This window comes from Saccharopolyspora indica (assembly GCF_027853965.1).
GTDB lineage: Bacteria > Actinomycetota > Actinomycetes > Mycobacteriales > Pseudonocardiaceae > Saccharopolyspora > Saccharopolyspora indica.
Map to the genome: position 1 here is coordinate 18404 of NZ_JAQGLB010000036.1, position 18749 is coordinate 37152.

Consider the following 18749-nt stretch of genomic DNA (forward strand, 5'->3'; position numbering starts at 1 on the left):
CTCAGCCGCGAAACCATCGCTGCTTAGCCCGACCGGGGCTGGTTCATCTCGGGATCTGCCCGGGCGCTGCGTTCCGTGGCAGCATGACTTCCGTGGAGGATGACGCTGGGGGCAGTCCTTCTTCCGCCCGCGGCCGGCGCCACGCGGCCGGGGCGATGCCGGAGCTGCTGACGGTCGGGGTCGAAGAGGAGTACCTGCTGGTCGATCCGGTCACCAGGGAAGCGGTGCCGGAGGGGCAGGAGGTGGTGGCCCGGGCGGCCTCCTGCGGGCTCGGCGACCGGGTGACCACCGAACTGACCCGCTACCAGGTCGAGGCGCGGACCGATCCGCACGTCGTCATGGACGGGCTCGGCGAGCAGATCCGGTCGATGCGGGCCGCGGTCGCCGAGGCGGCCGGGCGGTGCGGTTCGCGGGTCGTCTCCAGCGGTGCTCCGGTTCTGGTCCGGCCGACACCGCCGCCCATCTCCGAGGGGCGGCGGTACGCGGAGAGCATCGAGGTCTTCCGCGCGCTGAACGACTCGCACATCGCTTGCGCCTGCCACATCCACGTCGGGGTGGCTGACCTGGAGCTGGCCCTCCAGGTCAGCAACCACATCCGCCCCTGGCTCCCGGCTCTCATCGCCCTCACGGCGAATTCGCCGTACTGGGCGGGCCGGGACACCGGTTATGCGAGCTGGCGCGCGATATCGCTGACGTGCTGGCCGGTCGCCGGTCCGCCGCCGTACTTCGAGTCGCCTGCGCACTTCGACGAGCTCGTCAACGCGGTCATCGAGCCCGGTGCCGTCATGGATCGCGGCGGGCTGTACTGGGACATCAGGCCGTCCAGCCACGTGCCGACCCTGGAGATCCGGGTGTCCGACGCCGTCGCGACCGCCGACGAGACCGTCCTGGTCGCCGCGATCGTCCGCGCCGTGGCCGCGACCGCGCTGAGCGCCGTCCACCTCGGGGAGCCGGCGCCGCGGCCGCGGCCGGAGATCCTGCGAGTGGCGTGCTGGCGCGCCGCACGCGACGGTTTGGCGGGGGAGAGCGTCGATCTGCCCACCACCCGCCTGGTTCCCGCGACGGCCCGGATCGACCAGCTCCTGACGTGGATCGAGCCCGCGCTGCGGCGGCACGGGGATGCGGAGCTGGTGCGGTCCGGGTGGTCGCGGCTGCGCGCAGGCGGCGGCGGTGCCGACCGCCAGCGCCTCGCCTACCGGCGCCGCGCGAGCTTCACCGACGTCGTCGACCACCTCATCGCGTCCACCACGACCGGAGAGAGCGACAGCATGGCTCTGGCGCGAGTCCCACGGCCCCGGGACTGATGCGCTGCGACGGAAATCCGGCCGATGCGGTGGCATGCGAGTCCGAAGTGGAATCACGAAGGCGCGGGCAGTGCGCGGGCGAGTCCACTTAGGACTTGTTGGTGGTGCTGACCGCTCGTGCGGCGGGGTGGACTCCCGGACGGCGCATCGCGGGGATACGATGGCCCGGTAGCCGCAGCTGCAAGAGCCGCTGGCCCGTGATCGCTGCTCCGCATCCGGCGCCGAGGCCGGACGGGAAGATCATGAGCACCGGGAGAGAGCCGAGCCTCACCGAGGTCGTCATGGAGCACGTGCGCTCCGCCGTCGTCGAAGGCACGATGCGCCCGCAGGAGTGGTACAGCGTCTACCAGCTCTCCGACGAGCTCGGCGTCTCGCGCTCGCCGGTCCGCGAAGGCCTCCTGCGGTTGGAGGAAGCCGGGCTCATCCGCTTCGTGCGCAACCGCGGCTTCCAGATCATCCCCACGACGCCCGAGGACGTCGCGGAGATCTTCTCCATCCGCCTCGCCCTCGAAGTCCCGGCGGCCCACCGCGCCGCCCTGTACGCCGACGAGTCCTTCGCCGCCGAGGCCGAGGAACTGCGCAGGCAGATGTGCGAGGCCGCCGAGCAGGACGAGGAGACGCGCTTCTTCGCCGTCGACCAGGAGCTGCACGGCATCGTGCTGGTGGCGGGCAACATGCGGCGCGGCCACCGGATCGTCGACCAGCTCCGGGTTTCCACCCGGCTGCTCGGGGCTTCGACGGCCGGCCGGAGCCGGGAGTACTCCGACATCGTCGGCGAGCACGATCCGATCATCACCGCGATCCGCGCCGGCGACGGCCCCGGCGCGGCCCGGGCGATGCGGGAGCACCTCGAGGCCACCGCCGTGCTGCTGGTCGGGCAAGCGCTGCGCTACGCGGAGCGCGCTGGGGATCCCCAGGAGCTCTGGACCCGGTTGAGAGCGGGTTTCGACTCCTGATCCGGGCGCCCGGACCGCGCGGCCCGGGCGCCCAGCGCTCACGGCTGCTCGGCACCTTCCTCGTCGGACTTCGGGAGGTACTGCAGGACGAAAGCGGCCAGCGCGCAGACCGTCGCCGAGCTGAACGCCGACCAGTTGAGCGCGGACGCGGCACCGTCGACGAGCCCCGGGCTGAGGACGACGACACCGAGCAGCTGGCCGAACACGATGAGCGCGCCGAGCGCGAGGAACGCGACGAGGGCGAGCCAGAAGACGAATTCGAGAACCTTCTTCACAGCGGATCCTCTCAACTCGGAATCGGCAGCCAGCCCATGGCGATGAGCCACGCGATGGCGATGACGGGAACGACGAACCAGACGATGAGCGGCACGAACGTCCGCTGCGGACTGACCTCGGCCATGCCGGAGGCCAGGTAGATCGGTGCGCCCACCGGCGGGGAAGCGCCCTCGGTCGAGGTGCACACCAGCAGCGCGCAGATGGCCACGACGGGCGGGACGCCGACGGTGCTCAGCGCGATGACCGCCGGAGCGGCGATGGCCGCTGCGGTCGCCGTCGAGGACAGCGGCGTGGCCACGAGGACCGCGGTGAGGCAGACGACGAGGATGAGCAGGGGCTTGGGCAGGTCCATCTGGGCCAGCGTCTCGGAGAGCTGCGGTCCGACCCCGAGCTCGCTCATGATGTTCGAGGCGGCCAAGGCGGCGAACAGGGAGATGCCGACCGTGGCGAACTGCGGTGCTTCGGCCCGGATCGCCCGGCGGAGTTGCCCCCAGTTGCCGCGCAGGCGCTTGCGGCCCTCGATGAGCGCGATCGCGGAGATGAGGATCGGCACCCAGACGATGATGGAGATCTCTCCCATCGCCGCTTCGCCGATCCGTGCTTCGGATTCCAGCCAGTTGAACAGCGGACCGAAGGTGAGCAGCACCGGGATGAGGATGCCCGCGAAGATCGTCATCGACGTCCAGCCGGTCGACAGCGCCTGGCCGAAGGTGGCGAGGTGGCGGGAGTCGGTGCGCTGGATGCCGTCGCGGCGGGTCCAGACGAAGACCACGAGCATGCGGTAGAGCACGCAGTAGGCACCGGCGATGAACAGCGAGACGTAGACGTCACCGGCGCTGACGCCGACGGCGGCCGGTGTCGCCAGGATGATGAACATCGTCGAGTTCGGCGGCAGCGCGACGCCGAGACCGGAGTTGCCCGCCACGAGGGTGGCGGCCCGCGCCCCGGACCAGCCGTTCTCCTTCATCCACGGGATCGTCACCGAACCGACGGTGGCGGCGTTGCCCGCGGTCGATCCGGCGACGAGCCCGATGGCCGCGGACCCCGCCGTCGAGACGTAGGCCGCGCCGCCGCGCAGGCGGCCGAAGACGGAGTTGAAGATCTCGATGAGCCGCTCGATGAGGCCGGTGGCCGAGACGATCACGCCCATGAAGACGAAAGCCATGCCTGCGAAGGTCACGTCGTTGTCGAGCGCGCCCCAGACGCCGGTCCACAGCAGCGACAGCGCGTCCTTGCCGCCGACCAGCGCGGTGGCCAGCAGGGCCACCAGCAGGGACTCGGAGATCGGTCTCTTGAACGGGACGTTCATCATGACGGTGACAGCGATGAAGACCAGCAGCGCGAGGATGCCCATCGTGTTCCACCTGTTTCTTGGGATTGTCAGCCGCTCAGCGTTGAGCGGGGTTTGTGGTTGCGGCCGTCCTCAAGAGCTCGTGTCGAGCGCTCGACGAAGCAGCTGGGCGAGGTGGAGCCCCTGCTTCTGAACCGGGCCGTGTCCGGTCTCGTCGGCCAGTCCTTCGCGGATCTGCGTGCGGCAGGAGAAGCCGTCGGCGAGCACGACGGCCTCCGCGTCGAGCTCGCGGATGCGGGGGAGCAGTTCCCGCTCGGCGAGCCGGCGGGAGAGATCGGCGTGACCGGGTTCGAACCCCCAGTTGCCCGCCAGACCGCAGCAACCGGTCTCGATCCGGGACTCCTCGACGCCCAGCCGGGCCAGCGCCGTCCCGGTGCCTCCGTGGCCGCGGCGGGAGCGCTCGTGGCAGTGGACCTGGGAGAGCGCCGGTACCGGCAGTTCCCCGAAGGGCCAGTCCGCGTCGTCGACGTGCCGGGCGACGATGTCGCCGAGCGTGACGACCTGCTCGGCCAGCCGGTGCGAGCGCGGGTCGGCGGCGAGGAGCTCGGGGGCCTCTTCGGTGAGCATCGACGCGCACGACGGTTCGAGGACGACGACGGGGGTGCGGCCGTCGATCCACGCGTCGAGCGACTTCAGGGTGCGGGCGAGGACCTGCCGCGTTCGCCCGAGCTGGCCGGTCGAGTGCCAGGTCAACCCGCAGCAGAGGAACCCGCTGGGAACGATCACGTCGTAGCCGAGCGCGGTGAGGACGGCGTGGGCGTCGGCGGCCACGTTCGCGTCCAGGTGGTTGGTGAAGCTGTCCGGCCAGAGCACCACGGGCCCGCGGGAGGTGCGCCCGGCGGCCCGTTCGGAGCGGAAGCGCCGCGACTTCGACAGGGCCTGGAAGCTGCGCGGGGAGAAGCGGATCATCGAACGGCCGGCATCGACTCCGCCGAGCCGCATGACGGCCTTCGCCACGGGGCGCAGCGACAGGACGGCGTTGACCGCCCGTGCGGCGCCGGGGACGAGGTGCAGGATCCTGCTGGTGAGGGGCAGCCAGCCCATCGAGTAGTGGGCCATGGGCCGCCGCCGGTCCGCGTAGTGCCGGTGGAGGAATTCCGACTTGTAGGTGGCCATGTCGACGTTGACGGGGCACTCGGAGGCGCATGCCCGGCACGAGAGGCACAGGTCGAGCGCATCCTTGACGTCCTCCGAGCTGGTGCCCTCCGGGTAGAGGTCGCCGCGGAACATCTCGGAGAGGATGCGGGCCCGGCCGCGAGTGCTGTGCACCTCGTCGCGGGTGATCTGGAAGGAGGGGCACATCGCCCCTTCGTCCGAGCGGCAGGCGCCAACGCCCACGCACCGGTTCACGGCGTTGACGAGCGAGCCCCGGTCCTGGCTGAGCGCGTGCACCGGGATGAACTCCCCGCTGCGCTGCCCCGGCGCCGGGCGGATGCCGGTGTCGAGGGCATCGGGGTCGACGAGCACGCCGGGGTTGAGGACGCGGTCCGGGTCGAAGGTCGCTTTGAACGCGGCGAAGGCCGCGAGCACCTGCGGCGGGTACATCTGCGGCAGCAGAGCGGAGCGGGCCCGGCCGTCGCCGTGCTCGCCGGAGAGCGAACCGCCGTGGGCCGCGACGGTGTCGGCGGCATCGGACATGAAGGCCCGGAAGACGTCGAGCCCGTCCTCGGTGCCGAGGTCGAAGGAGATGCGGATGTGGACGCAGCCCTCGCCGAAGTGCCCGAACGGGATGCCCCGCAGGCCGTGCCGGTCCAGCAGCGCGTAGAGATCGCGGAGGTAGTCGGCGAGCTGCTCGGGCGGCACGGCGGAGTCCTCCCAGTTCGGCCACGCCTCGCCGCCGTCGGGCAGCCGGGTGACCAGACCCGCCGCGGATTCCCGGATCCGCCAGAGCTCGCGCATCTCGGCCGGGTCGGCGACGACGACGGAGTCCACGGTGCGGTGCTGGGAATCGAACTCGGCCACGAGTTCCTCGGCGCGCATCCGGGCGTCTTCGGCCGTCTCGCCGGTGGTCTCGCAGTAGAGCCAGCCGCCGGCCGGGCGCGGATCGCCGACACCGCCGGGGAGGATGTCACCGGCATCGCGCCCCTGGCTGATCCGCAGCACGTCGAGGAGATCTCCGCCCATGCCCTCGGAGGTCACCACACCGGCCCGCCGGGTCAGCGGCGCGGCTGCGGCGGCGTCGAAGACGGAGGGGAAGGCCAGGACCGCCAAGGCGGTGGCCTCGGGCACGGGAACGAGCCGGACGACGGCCTCGACGATGATGCCCAGGGTTCCCTCGGAACCGGCGAAGGCCTTGGCCGTGTCGAAGCCGTTCTCCGGGAGCAGGTGGTGCAGCCCGTATCCGGAGACCTGCCGGGGGAACCGCCCCAGGGCGGTGCGCAGCAGCGCGAGGTTCTCCTCCCGCAAGCGCAGGAGAGCCCGGTCGAGTTCGGGATCGCTCGTCCCGCCCCGCTGCAGCGTGACCAGCTCGCCGTCGGCGCGCATGACGGTGAGCTCGACGACGTTGTCCGCGGCGGTTCCCCAGGCCAGGGAGTGGGATCCGCAGGCGTTGTTGGCGATCATGCCGCCGACGGTGCACCGGCTGTGGGTCGACGGGTCCGGACCGTAGGTGAGGCCGTAGGGCGCCGCCGCCTCGCGCAGGGTGTCGCAGACGACACCGGGTTCGATCCGGGCGGTGCGCGCATCGGGATCGATCTCGAGGACGCGGTTGAAGTGCCGGGAAGTGTCGATGATCAGACCCTCGCCGATCCCGTTGCCCGCCACCGAGGTGCCGCCGCCGCGCACGGTGACCGGCCAGCCCTCCTCCCGGGCGATGCGCACCCCGGCCTGAATCTCCGCCCGGCTCCGGGGTTCGAGGACGGCCCGGGGAACGCGGCGGAAGATCGAGGCGTCGGAAACGTAGGCGCCCAGCGCAGCGCGATCGGTGCGCAAGCGCGCGCGGATGTCCTCGGTGGACGCTGCCGTCACCGTGCTCTCCCTTCAGGTGGTCGGCGGTGACGACCTGCCGCCGCAGGCGGACCTGCGCGGGTGGCGCCCGACTCGAATCGTGGGGGAAGTCACCGACCGCAGGACAGTAACATGTTACTCACGGAGGCTGGCAACCGTCCGCTCCGCGGTTCTTGCCGGGCCGGTGCCAGGAGGGGGTGGGATCGGCACCCGCCAGGACGGCGAGAGTTGATCGACGCGTGCGCGCGGATCGACGAGCTTCTCCTGTTGCCGCGAGATTCGATCGTCCACAGTGTTCGGCCACTGTGGCATCAGCGCGGCGCGATCCCGTTGCTGCTGCGCCCGACGGCGCTCAGGCGTGCGGCGGGCCGGAATTCCGGCCAGGTGGAAGCCGTCGGCGGTGAGGCGCCGAGGGGTGGCGACCAGGTCGAGGGCGGCGTCGAATCCCGGGGGGCCAGCAGTGGTGTGGAACAGATCTTGACTTCGTTCCGAAGCCGAAACACACTACCGATCTGTTCCGGCGTGTGGCGCAGGTAACACGACCCACTCACATGTCCAGGAGGTATCCGCGATGGCGGAAGTCCGCACCGTGCGCGGCCCGGTTCCGGTCGACCGGCTCGGGATCACGCTCATGCACGAGCACGTTTTCGTCCTCGGCGCGGAGATCCGGCAGAACTACCCCGACTACCCGGACCGCTGGGACGAGGACGCGAGGATCGCCGACGCGGTCGAGAAGCTGCGGCAGTGCAAGGCGCGCGGGGTGGACACCATCGTCGACCCGACCGTGATCGGGCTCGGCCGCTACCTCCCGCGCATCCAGCGCATCAACGAGCAGGTCGACATCAACATCGTGGTGGCGACCGGTGTCTACACCTACGACGAGGTGCCGATCCAGTTCCACCACACCGGCCCGGGCCTGCTGTTCGACGGCCCCGAACCGATGGTCGAGCTGTTCGTCGAGGACATCCGCGAGGGGATCGCCGGCACCGGGGTCAGGGCGGCGTTCCTCAAGTGCGCCATCGATGAGCGCGGCCTGACCCCGGGCGTGGAGCGCGTGCTGCGCGCGGTCGCGCAAGCCCACGTCGAAACCGGTGCGCCGATCACCGTGCACACCAGCGTGCACAACCGGTCCGGGCTGATCGCGCAGAAGGTGCTCGCCGAGGAGGGCGCCGACCTGACCAAGGTCGTCATCGGCCACTCGGGCGACAGCACCGACCTGGACTACCTGCGCGAGATCGCCGACGCCGGTTCCTACCTCGGGATGGACCGGTTCGGGCTCGACGTCCTGCTGCCGTTCGAGGCGCGGGTCGGGACCGTGGTCGAACTCGCGCGGCAGGGCTACGCGGAGAAGATGGTGCTCTCGCACGACGCCTCGTGCTTCATCGACTGGTTCCCCGAGCAGGCCAGGACCGCGGCTCTCCCGAACTGGATCTACACCCACATCAGCGACGACGTGCTGCCCGCCCTGCGGGAGCGCGGAGTCACCGAGGAGCAGATCACCGCGATGCTGGTGGAGAACCCGCGCCGCTACTTCTCGGCTTGACGCCCACCTGCGTCACTCGGTTGCAGAACATGTTCTGCGGTTGGGTGCCGATGAGGTCCAGTTCTGCGCGATGTAGTTGGTGCTGCGGGTGGTTGCCGCGATGCGTGTATGGACAAGCAGATAGAACGTGTTCTAACCTGGCTCGACGCTCGATCTGCTTCTGTACAAGGTCTGCTTGCGGTGAAAGGCATCGGGATGGCTGAGGCTGATTACGTCGTTGTGGGCGCGGGCAGCGCCGGGTGCGCCGTGGCGCGACGGCTCGCCGAGCGGGGATCCAGCGTCGTCCTGGTCGAAGCCGGGGCGCGGGACGACCGGGGGCCGCTGAAGAGCCTGCTGAGCATCCCGGGCGCCATCGCGGTGGTGCACTCCACGCCGCAACTGAAGAAGTTCTTCGACTGGGGCTACAAATCGGTTCCGCAGGAGCACGCGGCCAACCGCAAGATCCCCCAGACCCGCGGCAAGGTGCTGGGCGGATCCAGCTCGGTCAACGGCATGCTCTTCGTCCGGGGCAACCGCGAGAACTACGACGACTGGGCCGACGACGGCTGCAAGGGCTGGTCGTACGACGACGTCCTGCCCGCGTTCAAGCGCCTGGAGCACTGGGAGGGCGGTGCGAACGACTTCCGCGGGTCGGGCGGTCCGATCCGGGTCCGGAAGCAGGGCGGGCTGACCGAGGCCGCACAGGGCTTCATGGACGCGGCTACGAGCCGCCTCGGCGTGCCGATGCTCGACGACTACAACGCCGAAGCCCAGGAGGGCATCGCGGCCATCCAGCTCAGCGCCGATCCCGGTGTGCGGTACTCCTCCTCGAAGGGATACCTCCACAGCGGTTCGGTGGACTCGCTGACCGTCCTCACCGATGCCACCGTCTCCAAGGTGGTGCTGAACGGTTCGCGCGCCACGGGTGTCGAGGTCATCGGCAAGAACGGCAGCCGGCGGGTCATCCGGGCGGGGCGCGAGGTCGTCCTGTCCGCCGGGGCCTTCGGCTCCCCGCAGCTGCTCATGCTCTCCGGCATCGGCCCGGCGGAGCACCTGCGCGAGCACGGCATCGAGGTGCGCGCCGACCTGCCGGTCGGGGACAACCTCCACGACCACCTCTTCGTGCCGGTGTCGTTCCGGATGGACTCGGCCCTGCGCAGGCCGACGCCGACCTACTTCGCGCGCGGCCTCGCCAGGGAGTGGTTCCGCCCCGGCTCGGGCTGGGCGGGCGGCTCGCAGTTCGAGGCGACGGGCTTCGTGCGCACCTCGCACGCCGGCTCGATCCCGAACCTCCAGCTGCTGAGCCTGTACTGGGTCTACCCGATCCCGAACCAGGACTCCGACAAGGCGGTGCGACCGCCTTCGACCAAGCCCGGGCAGAGCGTCTTCCCGGCGCTGATCTACCCGGAGAGCCGCGGCACCGTCCGGCTGGCCAGCGCGGACCCGCTGGCCGCGCCGCTGATCGACCCCGCGTACCTGAAGTCCGGCAAGGACGCCGACGTGCTCCTCGAAGGCATCAAGATGGTGCGCGAGGTGATGGACGGCGTCGGCGACAACGAGGGCGAGATCGGGCCGGGGCAGCAGTACTCGGACGAGAAGGAGCTGCGCCGGATCCTCCCGGACTACGTGCACAGCGTCTACCACCCGGTCGGGACCTGCCGGATGGGCGCGGACGAACGAGCGGTGGTCGGGCCGGACCTCAAGGTCCTCGGCATCGACGGCCTCCGCGTCGCGGACGCCTCGGTGATGCCCTCCATCATCGGCGGCAACACCAACGCCCCCTCGATCATGATCGGCGAGCGCTGCGCGGACCTGATCCAGAGCTGACCCGGCGCGGGAGGCGAGCGGCGGTCAGGAGAGGACGTTGCGGACGAACGTGGTGGTGGTCTCGGCGCTGTTGACGTAGGCGTAGTGCTGGGCGCTGGAGTAGATGGCGTAGTCGCCTTCGGCGACGTGGGCCGGGCCTTCGTCGCGTTCGATCAGCAGGCGGCCGCGCGTCACGTAGACCATCTCGTGCCACCCGTCGGGATCCGGCTCGGCGTCGTAGCGGTCGCCGGGCGCGAGGCTCCAGGTCCACAGCTGGGCCTCGTTGCGCGCCGGGGCGCTGCCGAGCAGCACCGCCCGGCTCTCCGGGTGGCTGCCGCGCCAGGCGGTCGCGTCGATCCGGTCGGTCGGAGCGGCGGGCGGGGTCACCAGCTCGACGAACGTCGCGCCCAGGGCGTCGGCGAGCTTGTCCAGGCCGGACAGGCTGATGTTGGACTCGCCCGCTTCCAGGTTGATGATCGTCCGCCGGCTCACGCCCGATGCGGTGGCGAGCGCGGCCTGGCTCAGGCCCGTCGAGCGGCGCAGACGGCGCAGGTTCTCCCCGACGTGCACCAGGACGTCCGGACGCGACTCTTGCATGTGCAGGATTTTACACATACCGTTGTGCAATATGCTGCACATTTCCTCGCGGTTCTCGGTGCTGAGCAAGCACGAGTCGGCGCTGGTCGGCATCACCGCGATCTGGGGAGCGACCTTCCTGATCATCCACATCGCGATGAACCACAGCGGGCCGCTGTTCTTCGTCGGGGTGCGCTTCCTGACCGCCGGGTTGATCGGGCTGGTGGTGTTCCGGCGCGCCCTGGCGGGGCTGACCCGGCGCGACCTGGGTGCGGGGAGCGCGATCGGGGTGACGATCTTCCTCGGGTACGGGTTGCAGACCTGGGGGCTGCAGTCGATCAGCAGCAGCACCTCGGCGTTCATCTCCGCGCTGTACGTGCCGATGGTGCCGCTGCTGCAGTGGGTCGTGCTGCGCAGAGCACCGCGGCCGATGACGTGGGCCGGTGTCGCGCTCGCCTTCACCGGCCTGGTGCTGCTGGCCGGGCCGGGTGCGGCCGGTATCTCCCTGAGCGCCGGTGAGTTCGCCACGCTCATCAGCGCGCTCGCCATCGCCGGGGAGATCATCCTGATCGGGCTGTTCGCCGGGAAGGCCGACCTCGGCAGGGTCACCGTCGTGCAGCTGTTCGTCGGCGGTGGGCTGTCCCTGCTGATGATGCCGGTCGTCGGCGAGCCGGTCCCGGCGTTCTCGTGGGTCTGGCTCACCGCTGCGGTCGGCCTCGGCGCCGCGAGCTACCTGATCCAGCTCACCATGAACTGGGCGCAGCGCACCGTCTCCCCGACGCGGGCGACGATCATCTACGCCGGTGAACCGGTCTGGGGAGGTGTCATCGGGCGCCTCGCCGGTGACCGCCTGCCCGGCCTCGCGCTCCTCGGCGCTGTCTTGATCGTCGTCGGAGTGCTCGTCAGCGAGTTGAAACCCCGGAGCCGCCGGGATCGCGTGGCGGCTCCCGGCGGCGCGGAGCTCCTCTCCGGCGGGGAGGACTCCGGTGCCCGCTCGCGTTGATCAATCCGCCCGCTCGCCGGGGAGGAACGCGGCGTAGTCGCGGGCGAAGTCGGTGACGTCGCGGGCGGGGTGTCCGGTGAGGTCCGCGACGGACGGGTGCACCTCGGCGGCTTCGCCCCGGGCGTAGTGGGCGTAGTCCTCGACGAGGCCGTCGAGCTGCCACTGCGGGAGGACGCCCGCCAGCGCCGCGGTGAACTGGTCGGCAGGTGCGTCGCGGAAGGCGATGGTCCGTCCGGTGGCGGCGGAGAGCGCGTCGGCGATCTGGGCGTGGGTGACGGCGCGCGGGCCGGTCAACGTGTAGGTGCGGCCGGTGTGCCCCGCGTTCGTCAGCACGGCTGCGGCGCTTTCGGCGATGTCCCTGGTGTCGATGGCGCTGATGGCGGCGTCGCCGATGGGGGCGGCGAACCAGCCCTGCGCCATGGTGCCCGCGAAGCCGAGCAACGCCTGCAGGTAGAGGTTGGGGCGCAGCACGGTGTGGTCGAGCCCGAGCCCCTGCACGTGCGCTTCGACTTCGGCGTGCCAGCGCAGGAATCGCACCGGCGAGTCGGTGCGGGCCGCGTACTGGGAGAGCAGCACGAGCCGGTGCACGCCCGCGTCCCGGGCGAGGTCGGCGAACCGGATCTGGAGCGCGGCGGCGTCGGGAGCCGACGGGCTGTTGAGGAAGGCCGCGTCGACACCTGTCAGGGCTGCGGTGACCGATGCCGGGTCCTGCAGGTCGGCGACGACGTTCTCGACACCGGCGATCGCGCGGCCGGGATCGCGGGTCATGGCGCGGACGGTGGCGCCGCGGGCTCGCAGGGCGGGGACCAGCGCGGATCCGACGGTTCCGGTCGCGCCGGTCACGAGCACGGTGGGGGCGTTCATGGGTGGACCTCTCTGCTGCGTGCTGGAGAACCCGCGGGTGGGTTCGTGCCTGGATGATCGCCTCGGCGCACGCCCGCTCGCGTCGGTGACGATCGCCTACTTCCGCTGGCCCGCGGCGCGCTAGGTGTGGCGCGGGTGACAGCATCTCCGCATGGTTCGGACCACGCCCCGGCTCGTCGGCCGGGACGACGAGATCGATCGGCTCCTCGCTCTCGTCCGCGGGGCGGAGCGGGGCGAGGGCGGTGCGCTCGTCCTGCGCGGCGAGCCGGGAATCGGCAAGAGCGCCCTGCTGGAGCACGTCGAGCGCGCGGTGCCCGCGGAGTTCCGGGTCCTCCGCGCGTCCGGGTCGGAGTTCGAGGGCGAGATGCCGTTCGCGGCACTGCACCAGCTGTGCGTTTCGCTGCTGGCGCACCTCGACGCGCTGTCGGCGCCCTACCGCGACTCCCTGCTGGTCGCGTTCGGGCTGGCCGACGGGGCGCCGGACCCGTTCCGCGTCGGCCTCGCCGCGCTGGAACTGCTGGCGACCGCCGCGGCGGAGCATCCGATGCTGTGCGTCATCGATGACGCGCACTGGATGGACGCCGCCTCGGCGAGGGCCTTCACGTTCCTGGCCAGGCGCATCGCGGCGGAGCCGATCGCGATGGTGTTCGCGGCCCGCGACGAGGACGTCATCCGCGGCCTGGACGAACTGCCGGGCCTGGCGGTCAGCGGCCTGAGCGACGCTCACGCGCGCGAGCTGCTGGCCGGGGCGAAGAGCGCGACGCTCGACGAGCGGGTGCGCGACCGCCTCCTCGCCGAGGCGCGCGGAAACCCGCTGGCCCTGATCGAGCTGCCGAAAGCAGGTGGTTTCGCACTGCCGACGCCGTCGCCGGTCGCGAGCCGGGTCGAGCGGAGCTTCCGGGCCAGGATCGCGGAGTTGCCCCGGGACGCGCGGATCCTGCTGATCCTCGCCAGCGCCGATCCCACCGGCGACCCGGGTCTGCTGTGGGCGGCCGCGCGGCGGTTGGACGTCGACGTGCCCGCCGCGAGCGCCGCCGCCGAGGGATCCGGGCTGATGCTGTTGGGCACGCGGGCCCGCTTCTGCCACCCGTTGGCGCGCTCGGCCGCATACCGCGCGGCCGAACCGGACCAGCGCCGTGCGGCGCACCGGGCGCTGGCCGACACCACCGACCCGGACGTCGCTCCGGACCGGCGGGCCTGGCACCGCGCTCAGGCCACCGCCGGTCCGGACGAACGAGTCGCGGCGGAGCTGGAGTCATCGGCGTCGCGCGCCCAAGCGCGCGGGGGAGTGGCAGCCGCCGCCGCGTTCCTCGAACGCGCCGCGGCGCTGTCGTGCGACCCCGGCAAACAGGCCGAGCGCACGCTCGCCGCCGCGCGGGCGACGCTCGACGCGGGCGGGGCGAGCGCGGCGGCGGACCTGCTGGCCAGCATCGACACCGGGACGCTGGACGAACACCAGCACTCCTCCGTCGACCTGCTGCGCGGGCGGATCGCGTTCGTCCAGGGCGCGGACGGTGCCGTCGAGGGAGCCGAACTCATCCTGCGGGCCGGGCGGCGGCTCGCGGCAAGCGATCCGGAACGGTCCCGCGAGTGCTTCGTGGCGGCGCTGGAGATGGGGCTCGTCGTCGGGAGAGCCGCGGGCGTGATGGACCGGGTGCTCGACGCGGCGCGCTCGGCACCGCGGCGGCCGGACCTCCTCGACGCGCTGGTGCTGCTGAGCACCGAGGGGCACCGCGCCGGAGTGCCTGCGCTGCGGCGAGTTCTCACCGGCGACGATGCCGGCTGGAGCCGGGTGCCCGCGCTGGCCGCGGTGCTCGCGGGCGAACTGTGGGACATCGACCTGCACACGGCGGTCACCGAATGGCTGGTGCGCACCGGCCGGGAGACCGGTTCGCCGATGACCATCCGGCTCGGCCTGTCGCAGGCGGCGTTGTCCGCGGTGTTCGCCGGTGACTTCGGTCGGGCGATGGCCGCGATCGCCGAGGAGGAAGCCGTCGCCGACGCCCTCGGCGATCCGCCGCAGCTGTACCCGAGAGTGCACCTGTCGGCGATGCGCGGCCGCCGCCAGGAGGTGCTCGACCTGGTCGCCGAGGTGGTGAACCGGGGAACCGGCCAGCTGACCGCGAACGCGCACTGGGCGATGGCCGTGCTGCACAACGGGCTGGCCGACTACCCGGCCGCGCTGGACGCGGCCACGCGGGCGGTGGCGGCCGGTGATCTCTTCCTCACCGGCATCGCGCTGCCCGAACTGGTGGAGGCCGCGGTCCGGTGCGGCGAGCACGCCGCCGCGAGGTCGGCGCTGGACGCCCTGGTCGAACGCGCCGAACCCGCGGGGACCAGCTTCGGCCTCGGCGTGGCGGCAGGCGCGCGAGCTCTGGTCAGCGATGCCGAAGCCGACCACCTGGAAGCGCTCCAGCACCTGGCGAACAGCCCGGTGCCGCTGCACGCCGCGCGGGCGCACCTGCGGTACGGGGAGTGGCTGCGCCGCGCGAACCGCCGCCGCGACGCGCGCGAGCACCTGCGCACCGCGCACGAAGAGCTGTCGCGGATGGGGATGGAAGCGTTCGCCGAGCGGGCCGCGGGCGAGCTGCGCGCGACCGGTGAAGTGGCCCGCAGCCGCTCCGAGCACACCGACGACCGCCTGACCGCGCAGGAGATGCACATCGCCCGCCAGGTCGCGGCGGGCGCGACGTCGAAAGAGGTCGCCACCCACCTGTTCATCAGCCCCCGCACGGTGGACGCCCACCTGCGCAACATCTTCCGGAAACTCGGCATCACCTCCCGCAGACAGCTCAGGGACGTGCCGGGTCTCAGATGACGGTGGAGTTCCGCGCCGGACGACACGGGTTCCCGCGGTCCCAGGTCAGAGCTGCTTGAGCATTCCGCCGTCGACCACCAGGTCCGCGCCGTTCATGTTGGGCACGCGGCCGGAGGCCAGCAGCACCACGAGCACGGCCAGCTCCTCGGGTTCGGTGAACCGGCCGGTGTTGAGGCCGGTCATCGCGGGAACTTGCGAGACGAACTCCTCGTGGTCGATGCCCGCGCTCCGGGACAGCCCGGAGGCCATCCCGTCGGCGGCGGTCCAGACGGCGGTGCGCGTCGGGCCGGGGGAAATGGTGTTCACCCGCAGGCCTGCTCCGCCGTACTCCTCGGCGAGCGATTTGGCGAAGTTGGTCATCGCGGCCTTGGCCGCGGAGTAGTCGATCAGCCGGGGCAGCGCGAGCTGCGAATTGACCGAGCCGATGTTGACGATGTTCCCCTTGCGCTCGAGCAGGCTCGGCAGCGCCGCCCGGGTGGTGCGCACCGCGCTGAAGAAGTTCAGCTCGAACGCCTGCTGCCATTCTTCGTCGCTGATCGCCAGGAATCCGTCGGTGCGGGCCGGGGAACCGCCGACGTTGTTGACCAGCAGGTCGATGCCGCCCAGTTCGCCGAGCGCCCACGCCACCACTTCCGCGGTCTGCCCGGCATCGGACAGATCTGCTCGCCGGGTCAGCGGAGTGGCCTCGGCCAAGGCATCGCTGGTGGTGCGAGCACATGCGGCGACCTGCACACCTTCCGCGGCCAGCGCCTGAACGACGGCCAGGCCGATGCCCTTGCTGGCACCGGTCACCAGCGCGGTCTTGCCTTCCAGCTTGAATTCCATCTCGCTCCAGTTCACTCCCACGCGTCGTGCGTCCGGAAGGCTATCCGGATGGGAGGAGTTCCGGCGTGCAATTCGCGCGGCACGGTGCCGCGGATTCGAGAACTTCCTTCTCCGGCACTCGTCCACTGCTCCGAGCGGCGCAATTCTGTTTTATTCCCGCCGGATGAAATGTGTGTCCGATGTTCACGTGCTATTGGTTTGCGGAAGAATGCGCTGCAGCGCGTCGGCCGAAGCGCTCCGGGCAGTTCCGCGAAAGGCGTGGCCGAGGTGATCCGCCGGTCCGCGACGGGGGAGCGGGCGTCGGGCAGAGCCGCGGACGGCTTCTGCTACGGTTCGTAGCATGTCGAAGCGGCGGGGGCTGGCGGCGCACTTCGGGCCGCTGGAGTTGGCGATCCTCGACGTGCTCTGGTCCGGTGGCGAGGTGGACGTGGCCGAGTGCGTCAAGCGGCTGCGCGGTGACCAGGCCTACACCACGGTGAAGACGGTGATGGAGCGGCTCGTCGGCAAGGGTTTCCTGGCTCGCCGCAAGGAAGGCCGTCAGTACGTGTACTGGCCGAGCCGGTCGCGTGCGGAGGTGGAGCAGGAGGTGGCGGCCGCCCAGGTGCGGCAGCTGGTCGACGGCTTCGGCGACCTCGCCGTGGCGAACTTCGTCCGCGCGGTGCGCGACGACACCGACCAGCTCGCGCAGGTGCGCGCCCTGCTGGCCGAGATCGAGGACCAGGACGAGTCCGGTGGTGCGCGATGAGCATCGCCTGGCTCGGCTACCCGCAGGTCGTCCTCGCGTTCTGGGGGCCGCTGGCGGTGATCGCCGGTTGGCACGCGGCGAAGCCGGTCGTCCGGCGGCTGCCGCCGCGCGAGCGGTTCTTGCTCGCCGTGCTCGTCTCGATGACGCCGTTCCTGGCGATGTCGGTGCCGTACCTGCCGGAGAGCCCGCTGCGCGACGCGGTGCCCTGGCGCGCGCCGCTCGCGTGGGGGATCAGCAATCCCGTCTTCGTCGGCGCCGACGATCTGCTGACCGTCGTGGCGGGCGAGGTGCTTCTGCTGCTCTTCGTGCTGCCGATCGCTTCCCTGGCCGCATCTTTCGCTCTCGGCTTCGCCCAGGTGGTCCGCGGTGCTCGCCGGGTCGCTGCGCTGATGCCCGAGCGGTGCGATGACCTGTGGCTCGTCCGGTCCGGCGAGAAGGTGGCCTGCACCGTCGGGTTGTTCCGCCTGCGCATCGTCCTCGACCGGTCGACCGCGGAATCCGCGGCCGCTGCCGCGATCATCGAGCACGAGCGCGCCCACGCGCGGGCCCGCCATCCACTGTGGATATTCGTGGCCACCTGCCTGCTGCGGGCCTGGTGGTGGATTCCCGGCAAGCACGCGGTGCTCGCCGAAGTCCGGTTGTCGGCCGAGCTCTGGGCGGACGAGCGGGCACGTGCCGCGCTGGGTGCGCCTGCCGTCGCGCGTGCGCTGCGCGCCCAGATCGACGCCGTGGCGGGGTGGGATCTCGTTCGGGCGGGGACGGGTTTCCTCGATCCGCACGTCGAACTCGTCCGCCGGGCGCACGCGCTGGCCGCTCCGCCCAAGAGCCTCCCGGTGTGGCGGGCGTGGGCGGTTCGCGCCGTCGCAGCACTGGCCGCCGGTCTGGTGGTCGTCCTGCTGTGACTTCCTGATCAGCACTCCCTCCCGATGCGGGGCTTCGCGCGCCGCGAATTGCTACACGATGTAGCAGATTGGAACACGCAGATGCGTCCACCCTCGTCCGATCCCGGGGAAATCCCGGTGATCCAGACCGCCGGCCTCACCAGGACTTTCGGCTCCGCGACCGCCGTGGACTCGGTGCACCTGGCGGTGCGGCCGGGCCGGATCTACGGCCTGCTCGGCCCGAACGGCGCGGGCAAGTCCACCACGCTGAAGATGCTCCTCGGCCTGCTCGCGCCCAGTTCCGGGGAAATCCGGTTGTTCGGGCAGCCGTGGAGCCGCGGTGCGCTGGCGCGCATCGGGGCGAGCATCAACGGACCCAGCTACTACGGCCACCTCTCCGCGCGGCAGAACCTGGCGGTGCACGCGCACCTGCTCGGGGTGTCCGGGGCCGAGGTGGACCGCGTGCTGGCGGCCGTCGAGCTGAGCGGCGCCGGGCGCAAGAAGGCGAAGAGCTTCTCCACCGGGATGAAGGGCCGCCTCGCCCTGGCGATGGCGATGCTGGGCGACCCTGACCTGCTGGTCCTCGACGAACCGCAGAACGGGCTGGACCCGGAGGGGATCGCCGCGCTGCGGACCATGCTGCGCCGGTTCACCGACGGCGGCCGCACCGTGGTGCTGTCGAGCCACCTGCTCGGCGAAGTGGCATCGCTGGCCGACGACATCGGGCTGATCGCCGCAGGGCGGCTCCGCTACCAGGGCAGCATCGCCGACTTCGCCCCGGACGGGGACCTCGAACGCGCCTACTTCGCCTCAACCGGGAGCGAGGCACGCGCATGAAACCCCTTGTGTCAACCCCGGCCCGCCTCAACCGCACCT

Annotated in this window: 15 protein-coding genes; 9 read left to right on the forward strand and 6 right to left on the reverse strand. The window is 71.4% G+C overall.

Annotation, left to right across the window (positions count from 1 at the left end):
- The first annotated feature begins 83 nt into the window (after positions 1-83).
- Both OU416_RS39095 and OU416_RS39100 read left to right on the forward strand, forming a co-directional pair.
- Entirely contained in the window at positions 84-1304 is a 1221-nt protein-coding gene (locus tag OU416_RS39095; protein ID WP_270932148.1) for a carboxylate-amine ligase, read from the forward strand.
- A 242-nt stretch (positions 1305-1546) separates the two neighbouring features.
- On the forward strand, positions 1547-2260 hold the full coding sequence (locus OU416_RS39100) for a GntR family transcriptional regulator (RefSeq protein ID WP_270932149.1): 714 nt from the start codon (positions 1547-1549) through the stop codon (positions 2258-2260).
- A gap of 38 nt (positions 2261-2298) precedes the next feature.
- On the opposite strand, the gene OU416_RS39105 is transcribed toward OU416_RS39100, so the two are convergent.
- The 3 genes from OU416_RS39105 to OU416_RS39115 form a co-directional block, all read right to left on the reverse strand.
- Complete coding sequence (locus tag OU416_RS39105; protein ID WP_270932150.1) at positions 2299-2535, reverse strand: hypothetical protein; 237 nt, start codon at positions 2533-2535, stop codon at positions 2299-2301.
- A gap of 11 nt (positions 2536-2546) precedes the next feature.
- Positions 2547-3890, reverse strand: a complete 1344-nt coding sequence (locus OU416_RS39110) for a TRAP transporter large permease subunit (protein ID WP_270932151.1) — start codon at positions 3888-3890, stop codon at positions 2547-2549.
- Positions 3891-3959: 69 nt separating this feature from the next.
- On the reverse strand, positions 3960-6854 hold the full coding sequence (locus OU416_RS39115; protein WP_270932152.1) for an FAD-binding and (Fe-S)-binding domain-containing protein: 2895 nt from the start codon (positions 6852-6854) through the stop codon (positions 3960-3962).
- A 550-nt stretch (positions 6855-7404) separates the two neighbouring features.
- Here OU416_RS39115 and OU416_RS39120 point away from each other — a divergent pair.
- Positions 7405-8376 carry a phosphotriesterase family protein gene (locus OU416_RS39120; protein ID WP_270932153.1) on the forward strand — a complete coding sequence of 324 codons (972 nt, stop codon included), beginning with the start codon at positions 7405-7407 and terminating at the stop codon, positions 8374-8376.
- A 195-nt stretch (positions 8377-8571) separates the two neighbouring features.
- Positions 8572-10182 (forward strand): GMC family oxidoreductase, encoded by a 1611-nt coding sequence (locus tag OU416_RS39125; RefSeq protein ID WP_270932154.1) that lies wholly within the window; start codon positions 8572-8574, stop codon positions 10180-10182.
- 24 nt (positions 10183-10206) lie between these two features.
- Here OU416_RS39125 and OU416_RS39130 read toward each other — a convergent pair whose 3' ends face one another.
- Complete coding sequence (locus tag OU416_RS39130) at positions 10207-10758, reverse strand: helix-turn-helix domain-containing protein (RefSeq protein WP_270932155.1); 552 nt, start codon at positions 10756-10758, stop codon at positions 10207-10209.
- A 31-nt stretch (positions 10759-10789) separates the two neighbouring features.
- Here OU416_RS39130 and OU416_RS39135 point away from each other — a divergent pair, with 31 nt between their 5' ends.
- On the forward strand, positions 10790-11740 hold the full coding sequence (locus OU416_RS39135) for a DMT family transporter (RefSeq protein ID WP_270932156.1): 951 nt from the start codon (positions 10790-10792) through the stop codon (positions 11738-11740).
- On the opposite strand, the gene OU416_RS39140 is transcribed toward OU416_RS39135, so the two are convergent.
- Entirely contained in the window at positions 11741-12604 is an 864-nt protein-coding gene (locus OU416_RS39140; RefSeq protein ID WP_270932157.1) for an SDR family oxidoreductase, read from the reverse strand.
- 151 nt (positions 12605-12755) lie between these two features.
- Between OU416_RS39140 and OU416_RS39145 the strand changes: the two genes are divergently transcribed.
- Positions 12756-15422: an ATP-binding protein gene (locus OU416_RS39145; protein WP_270932158.1), complete on the forward strand. Its 2667-nt coding sequence runs from the start codon at positions 12756-12758 to the stop codon at positions 15420-15422.
- 45 nt (positions 15423-15467) lie between these two features.
- Here OU416_RS39145 and OU416_RS39150 read toward each other — a convergent pair whose 3' ends face one another.
- On the reverse strand, positions 15468-16247 hold the full coding sequence (locus tag OU416_RS39150) for an SDR family NAD(P)-dependent oxidoreductase (protein WP_270932159.1): 780 nt from the start codon (positions 16245-16247) through the stop codon (positions 15468-15470).
- A 340-nt stretch (positions 16248-16587) separates the two neighbouring features.
- Between OU416_RS39150 and OU416_RS39155 the strand changes: the two genes are divergently transcribed.
- The 3 genes from OU416_RS39155 (at position 16588) to OU416_RS39165 (ending at position 18710) form a co-directional block, all read left to right on the forward strand.
- Positions 16588-16992 (forward strand): BlaI/MecI/CopY family transcriptional regulator, encoded by a 405-nt coding sequence (locus OU416_RS39155; protein WP_270932160.1) that lies wholly within the window; start codon positions 16588-16590, stop codon positions 16990-16992.
- Positions 16989-17894, forward strand: a complete 906-nt coding sequence (locus OU416_RS39160) for a M48 family metalloprotease (RefSeq protein ID WP_270932161.1) — start codon at positions 16989-16991, stop codon at positions 17892-17894. Before OU416_RS39155 ends, OU416_RS39160 begins: the two co-directional genes overlap by 4 nt.
- A 117-nt stretch (positions 17895-18011) precedes the next feature.
- Positions 18012-18710 carry an ABC transporter ATP-binding protein gene (locus tag OU416_RS39165; protein ID WP_270932162.1) on the forward strand — a complete coding sequence of 233 codons (699 nt, stop codon included), beginning with the start codon at positions 18012-18014 and terminating at the stop codon, positions 18708-18710.
- The last annotated feature ends 39 nt before the right edge of the window (positions 18711-18749 follow it).

Excerpts from the sequence above, each read along its gene's own strand:
- OU416_RS39095 (WP_270932148.1), top strand. The coding sequence starts at position 84 with ATGACTTCCGTGGAGGATGACGCTGGGGGCAGTCCTTCTTCCGCCCGC.
- OU416_RS39100 (WP_270932149.1), top strand. The coding sequence starts at position 1,547 with ATGAGCACCGGGAGAGAGCCGAGCCTCACCGAGGTCGTCATGGAGCAC.
- OU416_RS39110 (WP_270932151.1), bottom strand. The coding sequence starts at position 3,890 with ATGGGCATCCTCGCGCTGCTGGTCTTCATCGCTGTCACCGTCATGATG.
- OU416_RS39120 (WP_270932153.1), top strand. The coding sequence starts at position 7,405 with ATGGCGGAAGTCCGCACCGTGCGCGGCCCGGTTCCGGTCGACCGGCTC.
- OU416_RS39125 (WP_270932154.1), top strand. The coding sequence starts at position 8,572 with ATGGCTGAGGCTGATTACGTCGTTGTGGGCGCGGGCAGCGCCGGGTGC.
- OU416_RS39130 (WP_270932155.1), bottom strand. The coding sequence starts at position 10,758 with ATGCAAGAGTCGCGTCCGGACGTCCTGGTGCACGTCGGGGAGAACCTG.
- OU416_RS39135 (WP_270932156.1), top strand. The coding sequence starts at position 10,790 with ATGCTGCACATTTCCTCGCGGTTCTCGGTGCTGAGCAAGCACGAGTCG.
- OU416_RS39140 (WP_270932157.1), bottom strand. The coding sequence starts at position 12,604 with ATGAACGCCCCCACCGTGCTCGTGACCGGCGCGACCGGAACCGTCGGA.
- OU416_RS39145 (WP_270932158.1), top strand. The coding sequence starts at position 12,756 with ATGGTTCGGACCACGCCCCGGCTCGTCGGCCGGGACGACGAGATCGAT.
- OU416_RS39150 (WP_270932159.1), bottom strand. The coding sequence starts at position 16,247 with ATGGAATTCAAGCTGGAAGGCAAGACCGCGCTGGTGACCGGTGCCAGC.
- OU416_RS39155 (WP_270932160.1), top strand. The coding sequence starts at position 16,588 with ATGTCGAAGCGGCGGGGGCTGGCGGCGCACTTCGGGCCGCTGGAGTTG.
- OU416_RS39160 (WP_270932161.1), top strand. The coding sequence starts at position 16,989 with ATGAGCATCGCCTGGCTCGGCTACCCGCAGGTCGTCCTCGCGTTCTGG.